Annotated in this window: 21 protein-coding genes and 1 pseudogene; 13 read left to right on the forward strand and 9 right to left on the reverse strand. The window is 60.9% G+C overall.

Translation table 11 applies throughout. The features are described from left to right. Positions 1-40: 40 nt before the first annotated feature. The 8 genes from AC1Q6Y_RS19605 (at position 41) to AC1Q6Y_RS19640 (ending at position 6,890) form a co-directional block, all read left to right on the forward strand. The gene (locus AC1Q6Y_RS19605; protein WP_046040191.1) at positions 41-535 is read left to right on the forward strand and encodes a RidA family protein; all 495 of its coding nucleotides are present in this window, start codon (positions 41-43) and stop codon (positions 533-535) included. Positions 536-618: 83 nt separating this feature from the next. Next, positions 619-1,104 carry a cupin domain-containing protein gene (locus AC1Q6Y_RS19610; RefSeq protein WP_492625002.1) on the forward strand — a complete coding sequence of 162 codons (486 nt, stop codon included), beginning with the start codon at positions 619-621 and terminating at the stop codon, positions 1,102-1,104. Positions 1,105-1,347: 243 nt separating this feature from the next. After that, positions 1,348-1,992, forward strand: coding sequence for a glutathione transferase (gene yfcF / locus AC1Q6Y_RS19615; RefSeq protein ID WP_492625003.1), 645 nt, complete (start codon positions 1,348-1,350; stop codon positions 1,990-1,992). 32 nt (positions 1,993-2,024) lie between these two features. Then, complete coding sequence (locus AC1Q6Y_RS19620; protein WP_349733646.1) at positions 2,025-3,365, forward strand: KamA family radical SAM protein; 1,341 nt, start codon at positions 2,025-2,027, stop codon at positions 3,363-3,365. 31 nt (positions 3,366-3,396) lie between these two features. Next, positions 3,397-4,272, forward strand: a complete 876-nt coding sequence (locus tag AC1Q6Y_RS19625; protein WP_492625004.1) for a branched-chain amino acid aminotransferase — start codon at positions 3,397-3,399, stop codon at positions 4,270-4,272. Between the two features lie 18 nt (positions 4,273-4,290). Next, positions 4,291-5,049: a TauD/TfdA family dioxygenase gene (locus AC1Q6Y_RS19630; RefSeq protein WP_492625005.1), complete on the forward strand. Its 759-nt coding sequence runs from the start codon at positions 4,291-4,293 to the stop codon at positions 5,047-5,049. Between the two features lie 66 nt (positions 5,050-5,115). Next, the gene (locus AC1Q6Y_RS19635; RefSeq protein WP_057716347.1) at positions 5,116-6,075 is read left to right on the forward strand and encodes a diiron oxygenase; all 960 of its coding nucleotides are present in this window, start codon (positions 5,116-5,118) and stop codon (positions 6,073-6,075) included. Positions 6,076-6,089: 14 nt separating this feature from the next. Next, positions 6,090-6,890, forward strand: a complete 801-nt coding sequence (locus AC1Q6Y_RS19640; protein WP_090453180.1) for an N-acyl homoserine lactonase family protein — start codon at positions 6,090-6,092, stop codon at positions 6,888-6,890. 114 nt (positions 6,891-7,004) lie between these two features. Here the strand turns inward: AC1Q6Y_RS19640 and AC1Q6Y_RS19645 are convergent, their stop codons facing one another. From AC1Q6Y_RS19645 to AC1Q6Y_RS19660, 4 genes are all read right to left on the reverse strand, one after another. Beyond that, positions 7,005-8,435 (reverse strand): aminotransferase-like domain-containing protein, encoded by a 1,431-nt coding sequence (locus tag AC1Q6Y_RS19645; RefSeq protein WP_492625006.1) that lies wholly within the window; start codon positions 8,433-8,435, stop codon positions 7,005-7,007. A 235-nt stretch (positions 8,436-8,670) separates the two neighbouring features. Continuing rightward, on the reverse strand, positions 8,671-9,375 hold the full coding sequence (locus AC1Q6Y_RS19650; protein ID WP_057716344.1) for a hypothetical protein: 705 nt from the start codon (positions 9,373-9,375) through the stop codon (positions 8,671-8,673). Between the two features lie 324 nt (positions 9,376-9,699). Then, positions 9,700-11,220, reverse strand: coding sequence for a sensor histidine kinase (locus AC1Q6Y_RS19655; protein WP_492625007.1), 1,521 nt, complete (start codon positions 11,218-11,220; stop codon positions 9,700-9,702). Continuing rightward, positions 11,217-11,936 (reverse strand): response regulator transcription factor, encoded by a 720-nt coding sequence (locus AC1Q6Y_RS19660; RefSeq protein WP_090453186.1) that lies wholly within the window; start codon positions 11,934-11,936, stop codon positions 11,217-11,219. The genes AC1Q6Y_RS19655 and AC1Q6Y_RS19660 overlap by 4 nt, the downstream gene beginning before the upstream one ends. A gap of 64 nt (positions 11,937-12,000) precedes the next feature. Between AC1Q6Y_RS19660 and AC1Q6Y_RS19665 the strand changes: the two are divergent. From AC1Q6Y_RS19665 to msrA, 4 genes and pseudogenes are all read left to right on the forward strand, one after another. Continuing rightward, a pseudogene (locus AC1Q6Y_RS19665) lies at positions 12,001-12,096 on the forward strand (outer membrane lipoprotein carrier protein LolA); the annotation flags it as partial. Positions 12,097-12,213: 117 nt separating this feature from the next. After that, positions 12,214-12,732, forward strand: a complete 519-nt coding sequence (gene msrB, locus AC1Q6Y_RS19670) for a peptide-methionine (R)-S-oxide reductase MsrB (RefSeq protein ID WP_340315268.1) — start codon at positions 12,214-12,216, stop codon at positions 12,730-12,732. 33 nt (positions 12,733-12,765) lie between these two features. Beyond that, positions 12,766-14,541, forward strand: a complete 1,776-nt coding sequence (locus AC1Q6Y_RS19675; protein ID WP_492625008.1) for a cytochrome c biogenesis protein DipZ — start codon at positions 12,766-12,768, stop codon at positions 14,539-14,541. Positions 14,542-14,571: 30 nt separating this feature from the next. Beyond that, on the forward strand, positions 14,572-15,279 hold the full coding sequence (gene msrA, locus AC1Q6Y_RS19680) for a peptide-methionine (S)-S-oxide reductase MsrA (RefSeq protein WP_429520745.1): 708 nt from the start codon (positions 14,572-14,574) through the stop codon (positions 15,277-15,279). Positions 15,280-15,325: 46 nt separating this feature from the next. Here the strand turns inward: msrA and AC1Q6Y_RS19685 are convergent, their stop codons facing one another. After that, a complete protein-coding gene (locus AC1Q6Y_RS19685; RefSeq protein WP_090453193.1) occupies positions 15,326-16,231 on the reverse strand; it encodes a LysR family transcriptional regulator in 906 nt (301 codons plus the stop codon). 102 nt (positions 16,232-16,333) lie between these two features. On the opposite strand from AC1Q6Y_RS19685, the gene AC1Q6Y_RS19690 reads away from it, so the two are divergent. Next, positions 16,334-17,509 carry an aspartate aminotransferase family protein gene (locus AC1Q6Y_RS19690; RefSeq protein ID WP_492625009.1) on the forward strand — a complete coding sequence of 392 codons (1,176 nt, stop codon included), beginning with the start codon at positions 16,334-16,336 and terminating at the stop codon, positions 17,507-17,509. 8 nt (positions 17,510-17,517) lie between these two features. On the opposite strand, the gene AC1Q6Y_RS19695 is transcribed toward AC1Q6Y_RS19690, so the two are convergent. The 4 genes from AC1Q6Y_RS19695 to AC1Q6Y_RS19710 all read right to left on the reverse strand — a co-directional run bounded on the left by AC1Q6Y_RS19695 (position 17,518) and on the right by AC1Q6Y_RS19710 (position 20,670). Next, positions 17,518-17,772, reverse strand: a complete 255-nt coding sequence (locus tag AC1Q6Y_RS19695; protein WP_057716336.1) for a Txe/YoeB family addiction module toxin — start codon at positions 17,770-17,772, stop codon at positions 17,518-17,520. Continuing rightward, positions 17,769-18,023 (reverse strand): type II toxin-antitoxin system prevent-host-death family antitoxin, encoded by a 255-nt coding sequence (locus tag AC1Q6Y_RS19700; protein ID WP_057716335.1) that lies wholly within the window; start codon positions 18,021-18,023, stop codon positions 17,769-17,771. Before AC1Q6Y_RS19700 ends, AC1Q6Y_RS19695 begins: the two co-directional genes overlap by 4 nt. Positions 18,024-18,231: 208 nt before the next feature. Then, positions 18,232-18,723 carry a P-loop NTPase family protein gene (locus tag AC1Q6Y_RS19705; protein WP_090453197.1) on the reverse strand — a complete coding sequence of 164 codons (492 nt, stop codon included), beginning with the start codon at positions 18,721-18,723 and terminating at the stop codon, positions 18,232-18,234. 24 nt (positions 18,724-18,747) lie between these two features. Beyond that, positions 18,748-20,670: an alkaline phosphatase D family protein gene (locus tag AC1Q6Y_RS19710; protein ID WP_492625010.1), complete on the reverse strand. Its 1,923-nt coding sequence runs from the start codon at positions 20,668-20,670 to the stop codon at positions 18,748-18,750. Positions 20,671-20,750 lie beyond the last annotated feature (80 nt).

Consider the following 20,750-nt stretch of genomic DNA (forward strand, 5'->3'; position numbering starts at 1 on the left):
GCACCTGTTTTTTGCATTACTGATCAAGAGGGTTCGATCAATGATCCAGCACATGACCTGCGATGAACGCTTCATCGCCCTGGCCAAAGAGTTTGGTTATGACATTTACGGCGAAAACACCGCAGGCGGGCATTACGCGCCGCTGATCCGTCATCACGATGAGCTGTACATCAGCGGCCTGGTGCCGCGCATGAACGGCAAGATCCATTACCCCGGCCGCGTCGGGCTGGACCTCAGCATGGCCGATGCGCAAGCCGCCGCCAGCATCAGTGCGATGCGTGGGCTGGCGTTGATCGTCGATGCCATTGGTTCCCTGGACAAGATCAAGTCACTGATCCGGGTAACGGTGTATGTGAAGTCCACGGCGGACTTTGTCGATTTGAGCGAAGTGGCCAACGGCGCCTCGGATGTGTTCAGCCATGTACTGGGCGATGCCGGCAAACATACGCGCACCACAGTCGGTGTTTATCAGTTACCCAAGAATGCCGCGATAGAAGTGGACATGATTGCCGCCTTGCGCCCATCGGTTTTATAAGTTGTTTCCAGACTTTACAGCGCTGAACTGTTAACTTAAGGTTTAGCGCTAAAGTATGGGAAATAATAAGAAAGGACGTGCGAATGGATAACTTTCAAGGTGCGTTTTTTTCATATAAGGACTTTCGTAAGAGCCTGCACCATCGAACGCCAAGTCCCAAGGTATGGAAAGGCACTGAACTGACGGATATGCGCCAGACCCTTGAAGCCAGCGACGTTGATATTGTCGCGTTGGCTCATGAAAAGAGCATTGAAGGCTGTGAAGTGACGCCTGGCATGGCGATCGCCATGCAATGGCTCAACCCCGGTGTGACGCTCAACGGTCATGCCCATTCCTGGTGGCATCTGTTTGTCATCCAGTGCGGCAGCGGCGTGTTGACCCTAGGCGATGCCGACGGGGTCAACGTCAGCAATGGCGATGTGCTACTGGTACCGGCGTGGACCAGACACGGCTTCGTTAACACCAGTAAACACGAGCCTTTGGCGATGCTGAACATGAGCAATATGCCGCAAATGGCACTGCTTTCGAACTTTGCCGACAGCCATGGCCTGATCACCACCCAGCCGTAATTTCCCAGCGCATCAGCCAAGGGAGCCAACCATCGTTGGCTCCCTTTTTTGTTTTTCAGACCTGCCACCGGTATCGCCTTTTACAGCGCTATTGCCGGGATTTTCGCTGCGTATCTGTCGGTGAAAAACAACTTTCTGTATCGATTGAAACAGGCAAATTCTGTATCTATCCAGCCTTCATCCAACTAACTACGATCACTTCCAATGCACGTTAATCCCTGCAGTCAGTGAATGGAGTGTTCTATGGATAACAGGAAGCTAAAACTGTATGTCGGCGCCGATCATGTCAGCGCTTTTGCGATGTCGGCTTTTGTGGCGCTCAAGGAAAAGCAACTTTCATTTGAACTTGTTACTGTCGATCTAAAAGCACGCGAAAACTATCTGGCGACTTATCGCAATCTTTCGCTGACCTGCAAGATTCCAACGCTGGTTCACGACGATTTTGCCTTGTCGGAATCATCGGCGATTGCCGAATACCTTGATGAACTCTCCCCGGGGCATAAAAAACTCTATCCGCAGGACATTCGCCAGCGCGCCCGTGCCCGTCAATTGCAGGCCTGGTTGCGCAGTGACTTGTTGGTAGTGCGCCAGGAGCGCCCGTTTGACCTGGTGTACTTCGGCAAGAAAAACACCGTGCTGTCCGACGAGGCCCAAGCCGCCGTCGAGCGCCTGTTCTTCGTCGCCGGGCATTTGCTGGAAGAGGGCGCCGAGCATCTGTTCGGTGACTGGAGCATTGCCGACACCGACCTGGCAATCATGCTCAACCGACTGGTTGCCAACGGCGATCCGGTGCCGGCACGGCTCGCGGCATATGTGCGTCGCCAGTGGGATCGCGACAGCGTTCGGGCGTGGATGGACATAGAGCGCAAAGCGCCGGCCATCGCGTAACAACACTCAGGGCAATCACCAGGAGCGCGGCCATGCAAGGACTGTCGGAGCACGAACGCTACAAACCCTATAACTCACGCACCATCCGCGACACACCGTACTGGCACAAGCTGACGCCGGCGTTGCAGGAGGCCATGACCGTGGTGGCCAGGGTCATGCCGTTTCGCACCAACGAATACGTGCTGGGCACGCTGATCGACTGGAACAACATTCCGGACGATCCGGTTTTGCGCATGACCTTTCCCCACAAGGACATGTTGCTGGCGGAGGAATATGCCTCGCTCAAACAACTGATCGAGCAGGATGACAGCGCGGCGATCAAGCGTCGGATCGAGGCGATCTGGCGGCGCATGAACCCGCATCCGGCCGGGCAGTTGACCCACAACGGAGTCACCCTCAACGGCAAGGTCCTGCCGGGCATCCAGCACAAGTACCGCGAGACCGTGCTGTTTTTCCCCGGTGCCGGTCAGACCTGTCACGCGTACTGCACCTTCTGTTTCCGCTGGGCGCAGTTCATTGGCGAGGAAGAACTCAAGTTCAACGCCCGTGAGTCCCAGGAGCTGGTCAGTTACCTGAGGGTGCACACCGAAGTGACCGACGTGCTGATTACCGGCGGCGACCCGATGATCATGAACACCCGCTCCCTGGCCGGTTACATCGAGCCGCTGCTGGATTTGCCACACCTGAAGAACATCCGCATCGGCACCAAGTCCGTGGCGTACTGGCCGCAGCGTTTTGTCAGCGACAAGGATGCACCTGAGCTGCTGGAGCTGTTCCAGCGCATCGTCGCGGCGGGGAAAAACCTGTCGATCATGGGCCACTACAACCACCCGGTGGAGATCCGCCAGGTCATCGCCCGCCAGGCCATCGAGCGTATTCGCTCGACGGGCGCGACGGTGCGCATGCAGGCGCCGGTGATCCGCCACGTCAACGAAAACCCCGCTGACTGGGCGGCGTTGTGGACCGAAGGGGTGCGGCTCGGGGCGGTGCCTTATTACATGTTCGTCGAGCGTGACACCGGGCCCAGCCACTACTTCGCGATGCCGCTGGCTCGGGCCTTCGAGATCTTCCAGGCGGCGTACCGCACGGTATCGGGGCTGGCGCGAACGGTGCGCGGGCCGTCCATGAGCACCTTCTACGGCAAGGTGTTGATCAACGGCATCGAGACCGTCGCCGGGGAAAAGGTCTTCGTCTTGCAGTTCCTCCAGGCACGCAATCCGCAATGGGTGTTGCGCACGTTCTACGCGCGCTTCGATCCGCAAGTGACCTGGTTCGACGACTTGCAACCGGCCTTCGGCGAGCGTGCGTTCTTCTTTCAGACCGAGCTCACCGCCGTGCCGGAATTGATACCCGTGTTGCTGGAAACAGCGTAGGAAAATTCACGAACAATGGGGAGATATGGATATGAGCAGTATCCCGTTTGATCAGCGCGAGGGCGTTATCTGGCTCGACGGCGAGTTCGTCGAGTGGTCCCGGGCGCAGTTGCATGTGCTGACCCATGGCCTGCATTACGCGAGCACCGTGTATGAAGGCGAGCGGGTCTACAACGGCAGGATTTTCAAGCTGCGCGAACACAGCGAGCGCTTGTATCGCTCGGCGCAATGGATGGACTTTGCCATCCCCTATGAGATGGCTGAACTGGAAGCGGCGAGCCATGAACTGCTGCAACGCAACAAGGTTGTCGACGGCTACCTGCGCCCGGTGGCCTGGCGTGGCAGCGAGATGATCTCCACCTCGGCGCGATTCAACCGTGTGCACGTGGCTATCGCGTGCTGGCAGTGGCCGAGCTATTTCGACCCGGCGGCGCGCATGGCCGGTATCCGCTTGAAGACCGCGAGCTGGCGCCGCCCGCCGCCGAGCAGCAGCCCGTTCCAGGCCAAGGCATCCGGGCATTACCAGATCGCCACGCTGAGCAAGCACGACGCCGAGAACACGGGTTACCACGACGCGCTGATGCTCGACTGGCGCGGCCACGTTGCCGAGGCCACCAGCGCCAATGTGTTCTTCGTCAAAGGCCGGACGCTGCATACGCCGCTGCCGGATTGTTTCCTCAACGGCATCACCCGCCAGACCGTGATCGAACTGGCCAAAGCGCTGGACTACCAGGTGGTCGAACGCACGATTTTGCCTACAGAGCTTGGCGACTTCGATGAGTGTTTTCTCACCGGCACCGCCGCCGAAATCACCCCGGTGCAGAGCATCGATGAGCAGCACTATCGACCGGGTGACACCTGCCGCGACTTCATCGCCGCTTACACCTCAACCGTCAACGCCGGATAACCCGCCAGGAATCTCACCATGTCAGACCAAGGGATTGTTGCGTCTCAACCTTGCATTTCGCTCGGCCATCGTCACGAAGAACTGTCGACGTTGGGCTGGACGATGCTGATCCCGGACGAATTTGCCGATGATGTCGTAGGCACCTTGCAGGAGTTCGGTCGGATCATTCCGCAGTTCAACGGCCAGACGGCCTTTGCCATTACCCGCAAGCCGGGTTACGAAGACTTGCCGTATTCCCAGAGCATGAACGGCATCGGCCCGCACACTGAAGCGCCGGTGTACGGGCCGCCGCCACGCTATCTGGCGTTGCATTGCCATAAACAGGCCAGGTGCGGTGGCGGGCACACCGGGTTGGTGGACGGCTACGAATTTCTCAAGTCCCTGGAGCGCAGTGAACCGGAACTGCGTGAGTGGCTGGATGACACGCCGGTAGAATTTGTCGCCACCGCCAAACCGGGTGAACCGGGACAGCGGCGGGTCAAGGAGTACATCCTCACGCCTACGGAAGACGGGGATATTTTCCGCTTCAGCTACAACCAGTTTCACTACGGCGACGTGAACCCGTCCAAGGAAGCGTTGCAGCAATCACTGGTGACCAACAACACCTCGCCGCTGGCCAGGTTTGCAGTGCTCGGCGAAGCGTACTTCGTCGAGCACAACGTTCCGGTGCTGATTCCCGACGGATGCCTGCTGATTTGGGATAACTGGCGAATGATCCATGCCCGCAGTCGTTACACTGACCCGGCGCGCAACCTGACCCGCTATTGGCTGGCCTGATTTTTCCGTCGCCCTACATTCTTTTGGCGTACCCCTGGCGGGTACGCGCCTTACAGGTATCGCGTCATGCAAACAGCAATCGAGATCGCCCAGGTCGATCATCAACTGATCGTGCGGCTCAACCAGGCCTGGACCAAGCGCGCCACGGTGTGTTCGCCGGACAGGGGCCAGGTGGAAGAAGTTTTTGATCCCGCGCGGCCGGACTACCCGGAGTGCATGGTGCCGTTCTTCCATCATCCGAAATTCCAGGCCTTGAGCGACGAGCTCAAAAGCAGCGTGGTGACCTGGGGCTGGATCGGCTACAACCTGCGCACCGTCACCGCCGAAGAACACGTGGTCAACCCGGCACTCAGTGTCATCGCCAATCAGTATCTGGGCAAGGATGACTGGCATTTTCGCGAGGCCATGCAACAGACCCTGATCGACGAGCACTACCACACGCTGATGCACCTGCGCGCCATTGAACGGACCAAACTCGACCGGGCGCTGGATCAGGATCTGGACTTGCCACCCTCAGTCACTTACCTGCGCCTGAAAGCCCAGCGTGAAGCACTGCCCGAGCAATGGCAGCGGGATCTGGCGGCGATCACGTTTGCGGTGGTAGCCGAGATCAGCGTCAACGCCTATCTGGACTTGCTGGCGGACGACCAGACTATCCAGCCGCAGAACCGCCGGGTGGCCGAACTGCACAACCGCGACGAGTACGCCCACAGCAAGGTGCTGGCCGAAGTGGCGAAGGTCATGTACGCCAACATGCAGCCCACGCAACGGGAATTTTTCGCACGCAACCTGTCGGTGGCGCTGAGTGCTTTTATCGCTCAGGACTACTCCATGTGGGAGGCGATTCTGACGCAGCTCGGGGTCGAGGAGGCGGCGCTGATCATTGCCGACACCCGCGAGAGCAACAGGAATGCGACCATCATGCGTGACTACAGTGGCCTGCATAAATTGGCCCATGACCTGGGCATCAGCGACCAGATCGATTTCGACTTTCGTCCGACCCTCAAAACCACGGCGGTCGCCTGAACCCGGAGGTGCTTATGTCCACGCCTGTGTACGAAGTGTTCGCCATCCGTGTCGGTGCCAATGCCCAGCGCACCGCCAGGGAGAATTTTCTCTACGACGCTTGTTGCGGTGATCCGAATGCGCCGATGCCGCTGGACTACTACTTCTGGGTCATCCGCAACGAACAGCAGGTGATCGTGGTCGACACCTGTTTCCAGCCGGCCACGGCGCACCGGCGCGATCGCCAGATGTATCGCCTGCCGGAAGAATCCCTGCGGCAACTGGACATCGATCCGGCCCGGGTCGAGCACCTGATCCTTACCCATTTGCATTGGGATCATGCCGGCAACCTCGGGTTGTTCCCCAAGGCGACCGTGCATTTGCAGGACGCGGAGTTGCGTTTCTGCACCGGGCCGAAAATGGTCCATCGCACGGTGAACAAAACCTACGAAGTCGAGGACGTGATGTCGGCGTTGCCGCCGCTGTTCGAAGGGCGGATGCGTTTGCACGACGGTGTTGTCGAGGTCGTTCCGGGCGTGACCCTGCATCCGGTAGGCGGACATACACCGGGCAGTCAGGTGGTGCGGGTAGCGACTGAGCGCGGCTGGATTGTGCTGGCCTCGGATGCGGCGCATTTGTGGGCCAACATTCGCGGGCGAAGTCCGTTTCCGATTCTCGATGACCTGGCGCAAACCCTTGAAGCCTTCACCGAGATCGACCGTCTGGCCGACAGCGAAGACCATGTCATCCCCGGCCACGACCCGCTGATCGCCGAGCGTTTTCCGCACTGGAATGATGACCCGCATATCATTTGCCTGCACCAGAATCCGCTCTGAAGATCACCTACAACCCTGTGGGAGCGAGCTTGCTCGCGAAGGCATCAGTACATTCAAAATTGATGTGTCTGAGACACCGCCATCGCGAGCAAGCTCGCTCCCACAGGGTCGCGGTCAACCCTGATTTTTCAGGATACGTCCCAACGTCTGCAGTGCCTCATCAACCCGCGGCGAATACGGCGCGCCACAGCCAATGCGCACAAAGTGATCAAAACGCCGGGCATTGGAAAAGATATCCCCAGGTGAAATCTGGATGCCGGCCTTCAACGCGTCGTGAAAAAACGTCATCGATGAATGCCGGCGAGGCAGTTCCACCCATAACAGCGTGCCGCCTTGCGGGTGGGTCACGCTGGTGCCGATGGGAAAATAACGGGTGATCGCTGCGCTCATCTGCTCGCGTTGTACGGTCAGGGTTTTCCTCAACCGCCGCAGGTAACGTTCGTAGGACGGTGTCTTCATGAACGCACTGGCCGCCAGTTGCGATAACGCCTCGCACCCGCGCGACTGCGTATGCTTGAGCATCTCCACGCGGTCGTGCCATTTGCCGGCGCTGATCCAGCCAAGGCGCATGCCCGGTGCCAGGGTCTTGTTCAGTGAGGCGCAATAGATCACGTTGTCGGTGCTATCCCAATGTTTGAGCGTGGACAGCGGCTGCTCGGTGTCCACCAGGTCGCCGTAGGTGTCGTCCTCGATCAGCACGGTGTCGTGCTCGGCGCACAGCTTCACCAGCCGTGCCTTGTTGGCGTCGGGCATGATGCTGCCCAACGGGTTTTGCAGGTTGGGGATGACGATCAGCGCCTTGACCCGTTCGGGGCCTTGCAGCAGCCGTTGCAGGGCCTGCAGATTGAGCCCGGTATGGGCCGAGGCCGGGACTTCCAGCACGCGCAGGCTCAGGCTTTCGAGAATTTGCAGCAGACCGTAGAAGGTCGGCGACTCCACGGCCACGGTGTCGCCGGGGCGGGTGACCGCACGCAAGGCCAGATTGATCGCCTCGGTGGCGCCGTTGGTGATCACGATCCGCTCGGAGGCCAGGTGGGTCTTGCTGGCCAGTGCCCGCCGGGCCAGGATGTTGCGCAATGCGCTGTTACCGCAGGCGCCGCCCACGGTGCCGAGCAGGCAGGCGTCGTAGCGCAGCGCCTTGATCATGTTGTCTTGCAAGGTCTTCAGTGGGTAAAGCTGCGGCGCGCAGTAGGCGCTGGCGAAATTGACCTTGATCGTCGCACGCTGACTGGCCTTGAGCACCGCGCAGACCTGCTCATGAATGCCGACATACGCGCGGGTATCCAGCGCTGGCGCCGAGGTCGTCGGGGCGGGCCTGGGCAGGGTGTCGGGCTGGCGAATGTAGTTGCCGGAGCGTGGCCGGGCTTCCAGCACGCCATAGTCCTCCAGCTCCCGGCACACCTGCACGGCGGTCGACAGGCTGACGGCGTGTTTTTCCATCATCAACCGAATCGAGGGCAGGCGTTCACCGGTTTTCAGGGTGCCGCTGCGGATAGCGTCCAGGTAGTGGTTGGCCAGCTGGCGATACAAGGGGGGCGTGTTCATGATGACCTCGGCAGTTGCACCACTGAGGTCTGGGCTGGAAAGTGAGTTGACGCTCCCCGCAGGCGGACCCGTGGTGCTCATGGGTGAAGGGAAGTGGTGTTCTGCGTCGATACTGGAAGAGTAATCGCGGTTTTGCCCGAATCACGGGCAATAAAAAGCCCCGCACTGATGGCGGGGCTCTTGAGTCGGTCGCTCAGGACCTTGTGGCGAGAGGGCTTGCCACAAACAACAGGTATTACTGAGCGGCGATGCTGTACCCGTCGAACGCGGTCTGCTGCTGCAGGGCGGTGATGATGTTCTTGCGGTTGACCGCTTGCTCGGCGCCGCTGTTGTCCAGGAACGTCTCGCTTTCCAGTTCCGCCTCTTCGCCTTCGCCAACGAAGGTGAGGCCGAGGAATTCCAGGGCTTCACGGTCGACGCTCAGGCGCGAGCGCGGGGTGCGCAGCGGCAGGGTGACGCTAATGCCGTCCTTGCTGATGGTGAACACTTCGACTTCTTTCTTCGCCTTGGCGGCTTTGCTCTTGCCGCCGCTCGGGTTGCTGATGGCCTGGTGGGTCTGGTTCAGCACCTTCAGGGCCAGGCCGTAGACGATTTCCTGGAACGCCGGATCGTCCTTGAAGCTGGACAGGATGCGGCTGATCGGGAATTTGCCGCTCAGGTCTTCGAGGGCGGCGATATCGGCAGCCTCGGCGTCCTTGAGCTGCTTGAGCTGGCCCATCAGTTCGTAGGCTTTATCGTCATCGAAGCTGTCGTGGGCCTGGCGGATCGCGGCGCGCAGTTCGCGGATCTGGTCGCTTTCGCGGGTGGACTGGAACGCGTCCAGCACCATCTCGCTGATGGTCTTGGCCTGAGGCACGTGTTGTGAAAGATTGATGGAGTTTTCGTATTCCGCTTTGGACGACAAGGTGACTACGGTTTCAGCGGTATTGGAATCGGACATTGAAATTTCACTACTTCTTTGAACTTGAATAGGGGCGAAAAAGCCCGGGGGCTTTTTCAGGCCGACTAATCTATTGGACCGGGACGGCGTTGTCACGGATCAACAGGCGGCCGGTCATGTTTTTGCTCCCCTGTAGGAGCGAGCCTGCTCGCGATGGACGTTAACGATAACGCGTTCATTCTGGATGAACGCGGTGCCCTTGAGACCATCGCGAGCAAGCTCGCTCCCACAGTGGTTTGGGTTGTTCGCAGATCTTGCGTACACCCACTCACCCTGTGGGAGCGGGCTTGCCCGCGATGGGGCCCTGTCAGGCACCACAACTTTTCAGGCCTGCCGCGGGGTATTCAGGTTCATCGACCGCACCGCCAACGCAGTCGCTGTTTCTTCATCGATCGGCAGCGAAAACCGGAACGTCGCACCCCGCCCCGGCATATCGATCAACTGAATCTCGCGCCCGTGCAATTGCAGGATGCGATGCACGATCCGCAACCCCAACCCGCCATCACGGCGTGCGCCGCCGATATTGAACGGCCGCAGGAACAACCCTTCGCGCAGTTCCGGGGCGATGCCGGGGCCGGTATCGCTGACCGTGACTTCGATGAATGAGCCTTGCGGGCGCAGGCCCAGTTCGACCTCGCCACCGGCCGGGGTATGGCGCAGGGCGTTGTCGAACAGGTTGGTCAGCACCCGCTCGATTAGCCCAAGGTCGGCGCAGGCCGCCGAGACGTTGGCGGCAAAAGTGGCCTTCAACTCGACTTGACGCGCTTCGGCGGTGAGTTCGAATTTCTGGAAGATGTCCTGGGCCAGGTCAGTCAGGGAAAAGCGTTCCAGCACCGGCTGTACGAAGCCATGTTCCAGCCGCACCAGTTCCAGCAGCGACTGCGCCAGACCACCCACCTTGCGGCTCTGGTCCAGCGCGATGCCCAGATAGCGACGGCGGTCGGCAGGGGACAGCGTGGCGTCCTTGAGCGACAGGGTTTCCAGATAACCGTGCAACGAGGCCAGCGGCGTGCGCAAGTCGTGGGAGATGTTCGCCACCAGTTCGCGGCGCTCCTGATCCTGGCGGGTCAACGAGCGCCATTGCTCGCCCAGGCGTGTCTGCATCTGTCGGAACGCCGCATCGAGTACGGCGATTTCATCGTGGCTCGCGGCTTTTTCCACCGTGACGGGCAGGGCCGGTGTGACCGGCACCCCATCGATGTCGAACTGGCTGACGGTTTCGGTCAAGCGGCGTAACGGCCGGGTGATCAGGGCAAATGCGGTGAGACCAGCAATCAGGCACAGCAACGCCACCAGCCCGATGGACAACAGCGCGGTGTTGAGCGCTGCACTGGTCGCACCGCGTTCGGCCAGGCGGTCGTGGTCTTCACCGAGCAACACCACGTAGAGATAACCGGCCGGCTTGCCGTCGACCTTAAGCGGTGCGGCGCTGAACACCTTGCGCGCATCGGCGCTGCGCGGGTCGTCGCCGAGAATCGGCAGGGCATCGCCCCGCAACAGGCGCTGGATCGGCGCCAGGTCGATCCGTTCACGACGGATCCGGCCTTCGGGCGCGGCGCTGCCGACAATCTTGCCCTCGGTGTCCAGCAGGTACACCTCGACACTCGGGTTGACCTGCATCAGCTTGCTGAACAGGTCACGCACGGCATTGGGCATCAGGCCCTGTGTGTCCATCAACACCGTGTCGCGGGCGATGTGCTGCGCCAGGTCCCGGGACAAGCCTTGCACCACTTCCTGCTCATGCATCTGGTTGGAGCGCACCTGCATCCACGCCGACGTGCCGCAGCACACCAGCAGCAGCACGGCGAACACCAGGGACAGGCGTTGCGTCAGGGTCAGCCTCATGGCCGTGGTTCCTCCCCGGTGGCGAATTTGTAGCCGCGCCCCCAGACCGTGAGGATGCGCACCGGTTGCGCCGGGTCGGCCTCGATCTTGGCGCGCAGGCGGTTGATGTGGGTGTTGACCGTGTGCTCGTAGCCTTCGTGGCTGTAGCCCCACACGGCATTGAGCAGGTCCATGCGCGAAAACACCTTGCCGGGCTGGCGGGCGAAGAAATACAGCAAGTCGAACTCCCGGGGCGTGAGGTCCAGGCGTCGTCCATCGAGGGACACTTCGCGGGTGATCGGGTCGATGGCCAGGCCGTCGGTGAGCAAACTGCCGGCGTCCATTTTCAGGTTGCGCGCCATGGCATCGACCCGGCGCAGCAACGCCTTGACCCGGGCCACCAGTTCAAGCATGGAAAAGGGCTTGGCCAGATAGTCGTCGGCACCCAGTTCGAGGCCGAGAATCCGGTGCACTTCGCTGGAGCGCGCGCTGGTGATGATGATCGGCGTATAGCGGGCCATGGCGCGGGCGCGGCGGCAGATTTCCAGGCCGTCGACACCGGGCAGCATCAGGTCGAGGACCAGTGCGTCCCAGTTGCCTTGCTGCAGCAGGCGCATGCCTTCATTGCCATCGGCGCTGTGCACCACCTCGAACTGCTCGTCGCGAAGATGCAGGCAGATCAGGTCGGCGATATGCATATCGTCCTCGACCACCAGGACGCGTTTGGTCTGTTCCATACAGCTCAATCCTTCGGCGCATTGTGCGTAATGCCCCCTACTGTAGGAGCGAGCCCTGCTCGCGATGGGGGCCAACGATGACGCGGGACACCTGACACCCCGTGGCGCCCTCAGGTTCTTCGCGAGCAAGCTCGCTCCTACAGCTGTGGCATATGCATTGTGCGGGTTTTTCGGCGCCCGAGTTATCACGAATTGTTTAACTTCCCGTGAGGATTTGGCGATCACCCAAAGCCTAGGCTGTGTTCTATGAAACACCCCTGGATTTTTGGAGACGAACATGTTTTCACGACGGCAATTTCTTGTAGCGAGCGGCGGGCTGGGGGTGGCAGCCCTGGCGATCGGCCTGTTGCCGAAGTTTTCCACAGGCTCGGCCTTGATCAGTGAAGCCAGCGCAGCGGAGGTATTCGAAGTGATCCACAGCGACAGCGAATGGCACGCTCTTCTGAGCGACGAGCAGTACGAAATCCTTCGCGAAGAGGGCACCGAGCGAGCCTACAGCAGCCCGCTGAACAACGAGCACCGCGATGGCACGTTCGTCTGTGCCGGTTGCGAGCTGCCGCTGTTTTCCTCGGCGACCAAATTCGACAGCCGCACCGGTTGGCCAAGTTTCTGGGCACCGCTGGACAAGGCCGTGGCGACCCGCCAGGACCGTGCGTTCGGCATGGTCCGTGAAGAGGTTCATTGCCGGCGCTGTGGCGGGCATCTGGGGCATGTCTTCGACGACGGCCCGAAACCCACCGGCCTGCGTTACTGCATGAACGGCCTGGCGATGAAATTCGTGCCCAAGACGGTGTGATTCCATTCCACTCACTTTTTGCAGGTAATCGCCATGTGGCTGCTGGTCCTCGCTTATCTCGGTGGTGTGCTGACGATTGTCAGCCCGTGCATTCTGCCGGTATTGCCGTTTGTCTTCGCCCGCACCGGGCAACCCTTCGTCAAAAGCGGGTTGCCGCTGCTGGTGGGCATGGCGCTGACCTTCGCGCTGGTCGCCACGTTGGCGGCGGTGGGCGGCGGCTGGGTGGTGCAACTCAATCAGTACGGGCGCTGGCTGGCGCTGGTGTTCGTGGCGTTGTTCGGTCTGACGCTGTTGCTGCCGCAACTGGCCGAGCGTCTGACCCGGCCACTGGTGGCGGCGGGCAGTCGTTTGTCGGAGGCGGCGGGCGCCGATGCACGGCCACGTCCCGGTGCTTCGCTCCTGATCGGCGTGGCCACCGGCCTGCTGTGGGCGCCGTGCGCCGGGCCGATCCTGGGCCTGCTGCTGACCGGTGCGGCGCTGCAAGGCGCCAGCATTCAAACCACCTTTTTGCTGCTGGCGTACGCCGCTGGTGCCGCCACTTCCCTCGCGCTGGCCTTGTTGCTGGGCGGCAAAGTCTTCACCGCGATGAAACGCTCGATTGGCGCGGGCGAATGGCTGCGTCGCGGTCTTGGCGGGGCGATGCTGGCCGGTGTGGCAGCGATTGCCCTGGGTCTGGACACGGGGATTCTGGCGCGGTTTTCCACGGCGTCGACCAGTGGTATCGAGCAAGCGCTGGTGGAGAAACTGTCCGGCAAGTTACCGCGTAACAGCGGGGCGATGATGGCGCAAAACTCGACCTCCGCCGGCGCGGTGCAAGTGGCTGACAAAAACCCGGGCACCTTGCCGGTCGAAGGCAACCTGCCGTCGCTGGAGGGCGCCGTGCAATGGCTCAACTCGCCACCCCTCGATGCCCAGGCCTTGAAAGGCAAGGTCGTGCTGGTGGATTTCTGGACCTACTCCTGCATCAACTGCCTGCGCTCGCTGCCCTATGTGAAAGCCTGGGCCGAGAAGTATCGCGATCAAGGCCTGGTGGTGATCGGCGTGCATGCGCCGGAGTTTGCCTTCGAACGCGATGTCAGCAACGTCACCAAGGCCATGAAAGACCTGGGCATCAACTACCCGGTGGCCATCGATAACGAGTTCAAGATCTGGCGCGCCTTCAACAACGAGTACTGGCCGGCGCATTACTTTGCCGACGCCCAGGGACGCATTCGTTATCACCATTTCGGCGAAGGCGCGTACGCCGAATCGGAGCGGGTCATCCAGCAATTGCTGCGCGAGGCGGGGGCGGCCAAGGTCGCCGACGGGCTGATCAGTGCCAAGGCCGATGGCGTGCAAATGGCCCCGGACAAGGACGCCGTGCAGTCGCCGGAAACCTATGTCGGCTACCAGCGCGCTGAGCATTTCGTGCCCGAAACCGCGCTGGTGCCGGACAAGGTCGCGGCCTACAACCCGCCGGCGCAACTGGCCCTCAACGACTGGAGCCTGGGCGGTCAGTGGCATGTCGGCCCGGAGCGGGCCACCGCCAGCGCCCCGGCCAGCCGCATCGTCTATCGCTTCCACGCCCGTGATTTGCATTTGGTGCTCGGCCCTGGCGCCGATGGCAAACCGGTGCGTTTCAAGGTGCTGATTGACGGCAAGGCCCCCGGCGATGCCCATGGCATGGACGTGGCACCCGATGGCAGCGGCACCGTGACGGACCAGCGTTTATATCAACTGGTACGCCAGAGCGGCGGCGTGACCGACCGGACCTTCAGTATCGAGTTTCTTGATCCGGGTGCGTCGGCTTACGCCTTCACTTTCGGCTGATAACTGTTCAACGCTTCAGGAGTTCGCCCCATGAAAACACTCTTTACCTGGCGCCGTATCCTGCTGGGGCTGGCGGCTGCCGGCATCATCAGCCAATGCTCGGCCTTCTCTTTCGGCGGTGCCGAAAAGGCGGTCATCCTTCCACCGCCGGCCCTTGATGAAAGCACCCAGGCCCGCAGCGAAACCGCGGTGTTCGCCGGTGGCTGCTTCTGGGGTGTTCAAGGTGTGTTCCAGCATGTCAAAGGCGTGAAGAACGCCGTCTCCGGCTACGCGGGCGGGGCGGCCAATACTGCGCAATACGAGCGCGTCAGCAACGGCAATACCGGCCATGCGGAGTCGGTCGAAGTCACGTTCGATCCAGCCCAGGTCAGTTACGGCACCTTGCTGCAGATCTACTTTTCCGTGGCGCACAACCCGACCGAACTCAACCGCCAGGGCCCGGACAGCGGCACCCAGTACCGCTCGGCGATCTTTACCAAAAACGCTGAGCAGCAGCGGGTCGCACAGGCCTACATCACCCAGCTCGACGCCGCGCATGTCTTCGACAAACCGATCGTGACCAAGCTTGAAACCTTCAACGGTTTCTACCCGGCGGAGGAGGAGCATCAGGATTTCCTGACCGAGCATCCGACCTATCCATACATCGTGATCAACGATTTGCCGAAGGTCGCGCAGTTGAAACAGCTGTACCCGGATCGTTATCAGGAACAGCCGGTGCTGGTGAAGGCGGGGATGTAGTGAATGGGGAATCGACGACCCTGGCACTGAATCGTCGGTCAGCGGATCAGTGCTTGCCCCACAGCTGCATGGCGAATTCGACGAAACGGCGCAACTTCGGCAAACGGTGGCGATCCTGGGCATAGACCAGGTGCATCGGCCGGCTGGGCGGACAGTAATCGGGCATCAAGGCCAACAGCTTTCCGTCCTTGAGGTCCTGCTCGACCAAGGCGTCGGGCATCATCACGATGCCCATGCCGGTGCGCGCCGCTTGATGCAGTCCGGCGGAACTGTTGATCAGCATCGGCCCGCCGACCCCCACGCTGACTTCGCCATCGGGACCGGCCAGGCGCCATTCCTTTTGCACCGATTGCCAGTCATCTCCGGCCGGATAGGCAAAGGACAGGCAGTCGTGATGGCGCAGGTCTTCAGGTGTTTGCGGAGTGCCGCGACGGGCCAGGTAGTCCGGTGACGCGCACATGGTCAGGGTGTAGTCGATCAGCGGGCGGGCGATCAGGTTGGAGGGCTCAAGTGCCCCGAGGCGAAACGCTACATCGAGGCCGTTTTCCAGCAGATCCGGGCGTCGGTTAGTCAGCACCACGTCGAGTTTCACCCGCGGGTTTTGCCGGCTGAACTCACTCAATGCCGGGGCCAGGCGCTCGGTCCCGAAGGTCAGGGGCGCGGTGATGCGCAGGATGCCGCTCGGTTCGTCCAGAGCCTGCTCGGCCAGTCGCTCGGAATCGGCCACCAACCCCAGCACTTCCAGGCAGCGCTGGTAATACGCGGCGCCGAACTCGGTCAGCCGCTGGCGCCGCGTCGTGCGGTTGAGCAGGCGCACACCCAGCCGTTGCTCCAGGGCCTTGAGGTGATTGCCGACCATGGTCGTGGACATTTCACACTGCAAGGCGGCGGCGGTCATGCTGCCGGTCTCCACCACTTTCACGTAGACGGTCATTGCCTGGAATAAATCCATTATCAAGCTCTGCTTTTAAATGATTGAAGTTTTACGGTGTTTATCCAGCTCTGGTGGCTAACCATACTGCAAAAACACCGACCCTTGCTGGAGCTTGATGTCATGACCGCCGCCTGCCTGATGAGCACTTACCAACCCCTGGCCTTGAGTTTCAACAAGGGCCTGGGCACTCGCCTGTGGGATCAGGCCGGTCGCGAATACCTGGATGCGGTCGCCGGTGTGGCGGTGACCAACGTCGGCCACTCCCATCCGAAAATCGTTGCCGCCATTACCGAGCAGGCCGGGTTGCTGCTGCACACTTCGAACCTCTACAGCATCGACTGGCAGCAACGGCTGGCGCAGAAATTGACGCAGCTGGCGGGCATGGACCGGGCGTTTTTCAACAACTCCGGGGCCGAAGCCAACGAAACCGCACTGAAAATCGCCCGGCTGCATGGCTGGCACAAGGGCATCGAGCAGCCGCTGGTGGTGGTCATGGAGAATGCGTTCCATGGCCGCACCCTCGGCACCTTGTCTGCCAGCGATGGCCCGGCGGTGCGCCTGGGTTTCAACAAGCTGCCGGGGGATTTCGTCAAAGTGCCGTTCGGCGACCTCGGCGCGCTGGACAAGGTGCAACAGGCCTTTGGCTCGCGGATCGTGGCGATCCTGATGGAGCCGATCCAGGGCGAAAGCGGCGTGCAACTGGCGCCGCCGGGCTATCTCAAGGCCGTGCGGGAACTGTGCAACCGGCGCTCATGGCTGTTGATGCTCGATGAAATCCAGACCGGTATCGGCCGCACCGGCCAATGGTTCGCGTTCCAGCATGAAGGCATCGTCCCGGACGTCATGACCCTGGCCAAAGGCCTGGGTAACGGCGTGCCCATCGGCGCTTGCCTGGCCCGTGGCAAGGCGGCCGAACTGTTCACGCCGGGCAGCCACGGCAGCACGTTCGGCGGTAATCCGCTGGCCTGTCGGGTCGGATGCACCGTGCTGGATATCGTCGAAGAACAAGGGCTGCTGGAAAACGCCCGGCTTCAGGGGGCGCGCCTGCTCGAAAGATTGCGCACAGAACTGGCGGGCAACCCGAACGTCTCGCAAATACGCGGCCAGGGCCTGATGATCGGCATCGAACTCAAGCAACCGATCCGCGACCTGAGCCTGATCGCCGCCCGGGATCATGGCTTGTTGATCAACGTCACGCGGGGCAACACCATTCGCCTGCTGCCGCCGCTGACCCTTGATGAGCGGGAGGTGGAGATGATTGTCAGAGGGGTGGGTCGGGTAGTGAACGCTGGCTGAGGTTCTGCTCAGTAATGGTATCTGCACATCACGACGTGTATTTCTCCGTCTTCAATGGCGTAGACCAGACGATGCTCAGCCGTAATCCGGCGTGACCAGAACCCGCTCAAGTTATGCTTGAGCGGTTCGGGTTTTCCAAGGCCGTCGAAAGGCTCACGTTGGATAGCTTTGATCAACAGGTTGATACGTTTGAGCCCTGCCTTATCGTTCTGCTGGAACCAGAGATAATCGTCCCAGGCTTCAGGGGTGAACTCGATATTCATTCTTCAATCAGTTGCCTGGCTTTGGTTTTGCCGGCTCGCAGGTTACCGATTGATTTGATCAAGCGTTCAGCATTGGCTGGGGAACGGAGCAGATAGGCGGTCTCTTCGAGAGCGTTGTATTCGGCCAATGACATCATCACTACCGGCTCGCCTTTCTGACGAGTTACCAGTAGCGGGGCGCGATCTTCATTCACCCGGTCCATGGTTTGCGCCAGATGTGCCCGAGCGTTGGTGTAGTTGATGGTTTCCATGTGTTTGTCCTCGCTTGATGCAGAGAACGTACAGAAATGAGTACATGTTAGCAAGGCGATACCTACGAGTGGTTGTTACGTAGAAAGTGCATCCACATTTGTATCAAGTATCGCCGAATGTTCTTCAGGACGTTTCCGAGACAGGTGTAATCCCATTCTGAGCTACATGCCATCCATCAGGTTTGTGTCAGGCCACAGCTCCGGATACTTACGAGTGACGAGCTAGTGCGGTGATTTCCTCCCGGTCTTCCAGCCGGATTTTCGCACCGCAAAACCCCTCGAACAGTTGCTGATGCGCCGCAAACCCACTGGACCCCAGCCGCTGGCGATAACTGCCCGCCCACTCCAGCAAGGCGATAAGCAACAGGTCCTGTTCATCGCGCCCGCCCTCGCGTTGTCGAATGTTGGCCACGCATTCCTCGTCCCCTACACTCAGCCAGATCAGCGCAGTCGCTCGTGGCAGGATTTCACTGACGATCCAGCCGTAACCCCCTTCGATCACCCAGCGCTCTTCATCGGCAGCGATCCGCGCCATTCCCAGCGCTTCATTTCGGGGGCGGGGGATGCTGTGTTCGTCGGACAGCCAGTGAATCCGGTCGAGATCGGTCCAGGGCACACTCAATTGCTCGGCCAGCCGCTGCGCCAGCCAGCTCTTGCCGGAACCGGAATTACCAATGATCAGGGTGCGGGTGAGGTCCATGAGCGACTCCGATCAATTGTGGGATCACTCGCCGCTTTCGGGGGCCACCATCCGCGTCTTCGGCGAGCCATTGGCGTTGTGCTGAAAAATGTCCTGCGGCTGACCTTTTTCATTAAAGAACACCTGGCCGATCCCCGCCGAGTTCCATAGCCGCTCACCCGCTTCGGCGTGTTCGGGCACGTGGGGCACGATGCGCATGCGTCGACGCTTGGTCAGCCAGTTCAACGGTGAGCGTGGCGAGTACAGCCAGCGGTTGAGGCGGTCGAACCACTCGAGCAGGCTGGGCGGGAATTCATTCTTGATGCCGCTGCTGGTGATCTGCCAGATGCGCGGTCCGGCCTTGCGGTGGCGGATCAGCACTTCGTAGACGAAGGAATAGTGCACATCGCCCGACAGCACCACGTAGTTACCCGGGGTGCGCGAGTGGCGGAAAATGTTCAGGATCACCTGTGCCGCGCCGCGATGGGCCATCCAGTTTTCCGCGTCCACCAGCAGTGGATAACCGCACCAGCTGAATACCCGCTGCACGGTTTCAATCAGTTTGACGCCGAAGATCGGTGCCGGTGAAACGATGATTGCGCTCGGGTGGTCCAGCAGTTCCTGTTGCAGTTCGCTGAGGGCTTCCCAGTCGAGCAAACCGGAAGGCTGCTTGAGGTTCATCTCGCTGCGCCAGCGCCGGGTGCGGGTGTCGATCACCACCATGGCCGGGGTGGTCGGCAGCACGTAATGCCAGTGCTGAAACTTCAGCAGATCACTGATCAAGTCATCCTGAACCGTGCTGTCGAGGTGAAGGTCGCGTGCACTGTCGCTCAAGGCTCCGGACTTTTCCAGCAGGGTAGCGAACGCATCCGGGTTGTTGCCCCAGCCCTGGCACAACATGTACGCCAGCAGCGCGTTGCCGATGATGCGCCGGGAGAACGGATGGCCGTAGGCCGTTTCTTCCCATTGCGCGGAAAGGTTCCAGTCATCGGTGATGTCGTGGTCGTCGAAAATCATCAGCGTCGGCAGATGCGCCAGTGCCCGCGCGACGTCGCCAAGGCCTGCCTTGAAGGCATCGATGCGCGTCTGCTCAAGGGCATAGCGCTTGAGCCTTTGCGGCGTCAGCGTCGGTGCCTGGGGCGCGATCAGGGTCCAGGGCACTGGCGACCAGACCAACAAGTACATGGCCATGACTTCGGCGAAGGTCACCAGGTGATTGTCGGCGCTGCTGCTGGTGAAAATCGGCTTGCGCGCGCCACCGAAAAATCGCTCGCGCAGGGTTTCATTGCTTTGCAGTGCCGGCAGCAGATCCGCGCGGTGGTAGTAACTGGCCGGATGCTCGTAGAGCCTGGCGCTGTCGCTGACCACCGCGCCTTCGAGGTGCTCCCCGAACAGCCCCAGACGCGCGATCAAGGCGTGAATCGCCCGCAACATCGGCCCCGCGACATCGTCGGCGTAGACCTGATCGCCAGTCATCATCAGCAGTGCCGGGCGGTCCTTTGCCTCGTGTTCCTGGGCAAGCAACCGGTCGACGCACAGCAAGCCGTCTGTCGCCGGGTGATGAGGTTTGCGGCAAGAACCGTGCAGCAACTGATCGACCCGTGCGCGCAGGACGAAGTTCGGGCAATGGGCATCGCCATACAGCAGGTGCGGTGCCCAGTCGGCGATGCCTTTTTCTGTGCCATCGATCAGCAGGTCATAGTTGATCGATTCATCCCGGGGCAGGGCGCAATCGAGTTGCACATCGATCAAGTGCACAAAGGCATGAGCCCCCACCGCAATCACTGTGCATTGCCCGGTATCGAGTCGGATATCGCCGACGCCCTGCAAGCGCAAGGTCAGCGCCAGCGCCCGGGAACCCACCAGCCACAGCACCAGCCGCATGGGCTCAAGACGCCGCAACAGCGGGCCGGCCAGGACCGGCGGCAGGGCTAGGTGATCGTTGGGCAGTGGCAGTGCTTCGGACATCCGGGGTCAAGGCTCTTGGGGCATCGAGGCGGGCGATGATAGCGCAGGTGACGACCGGACCGGCTAGAACGATCCCGTTT

The sequence above is a fragment of the Pseudomonas sp. GW823-FHT06E10 genome (assembly GCF_058794995.1).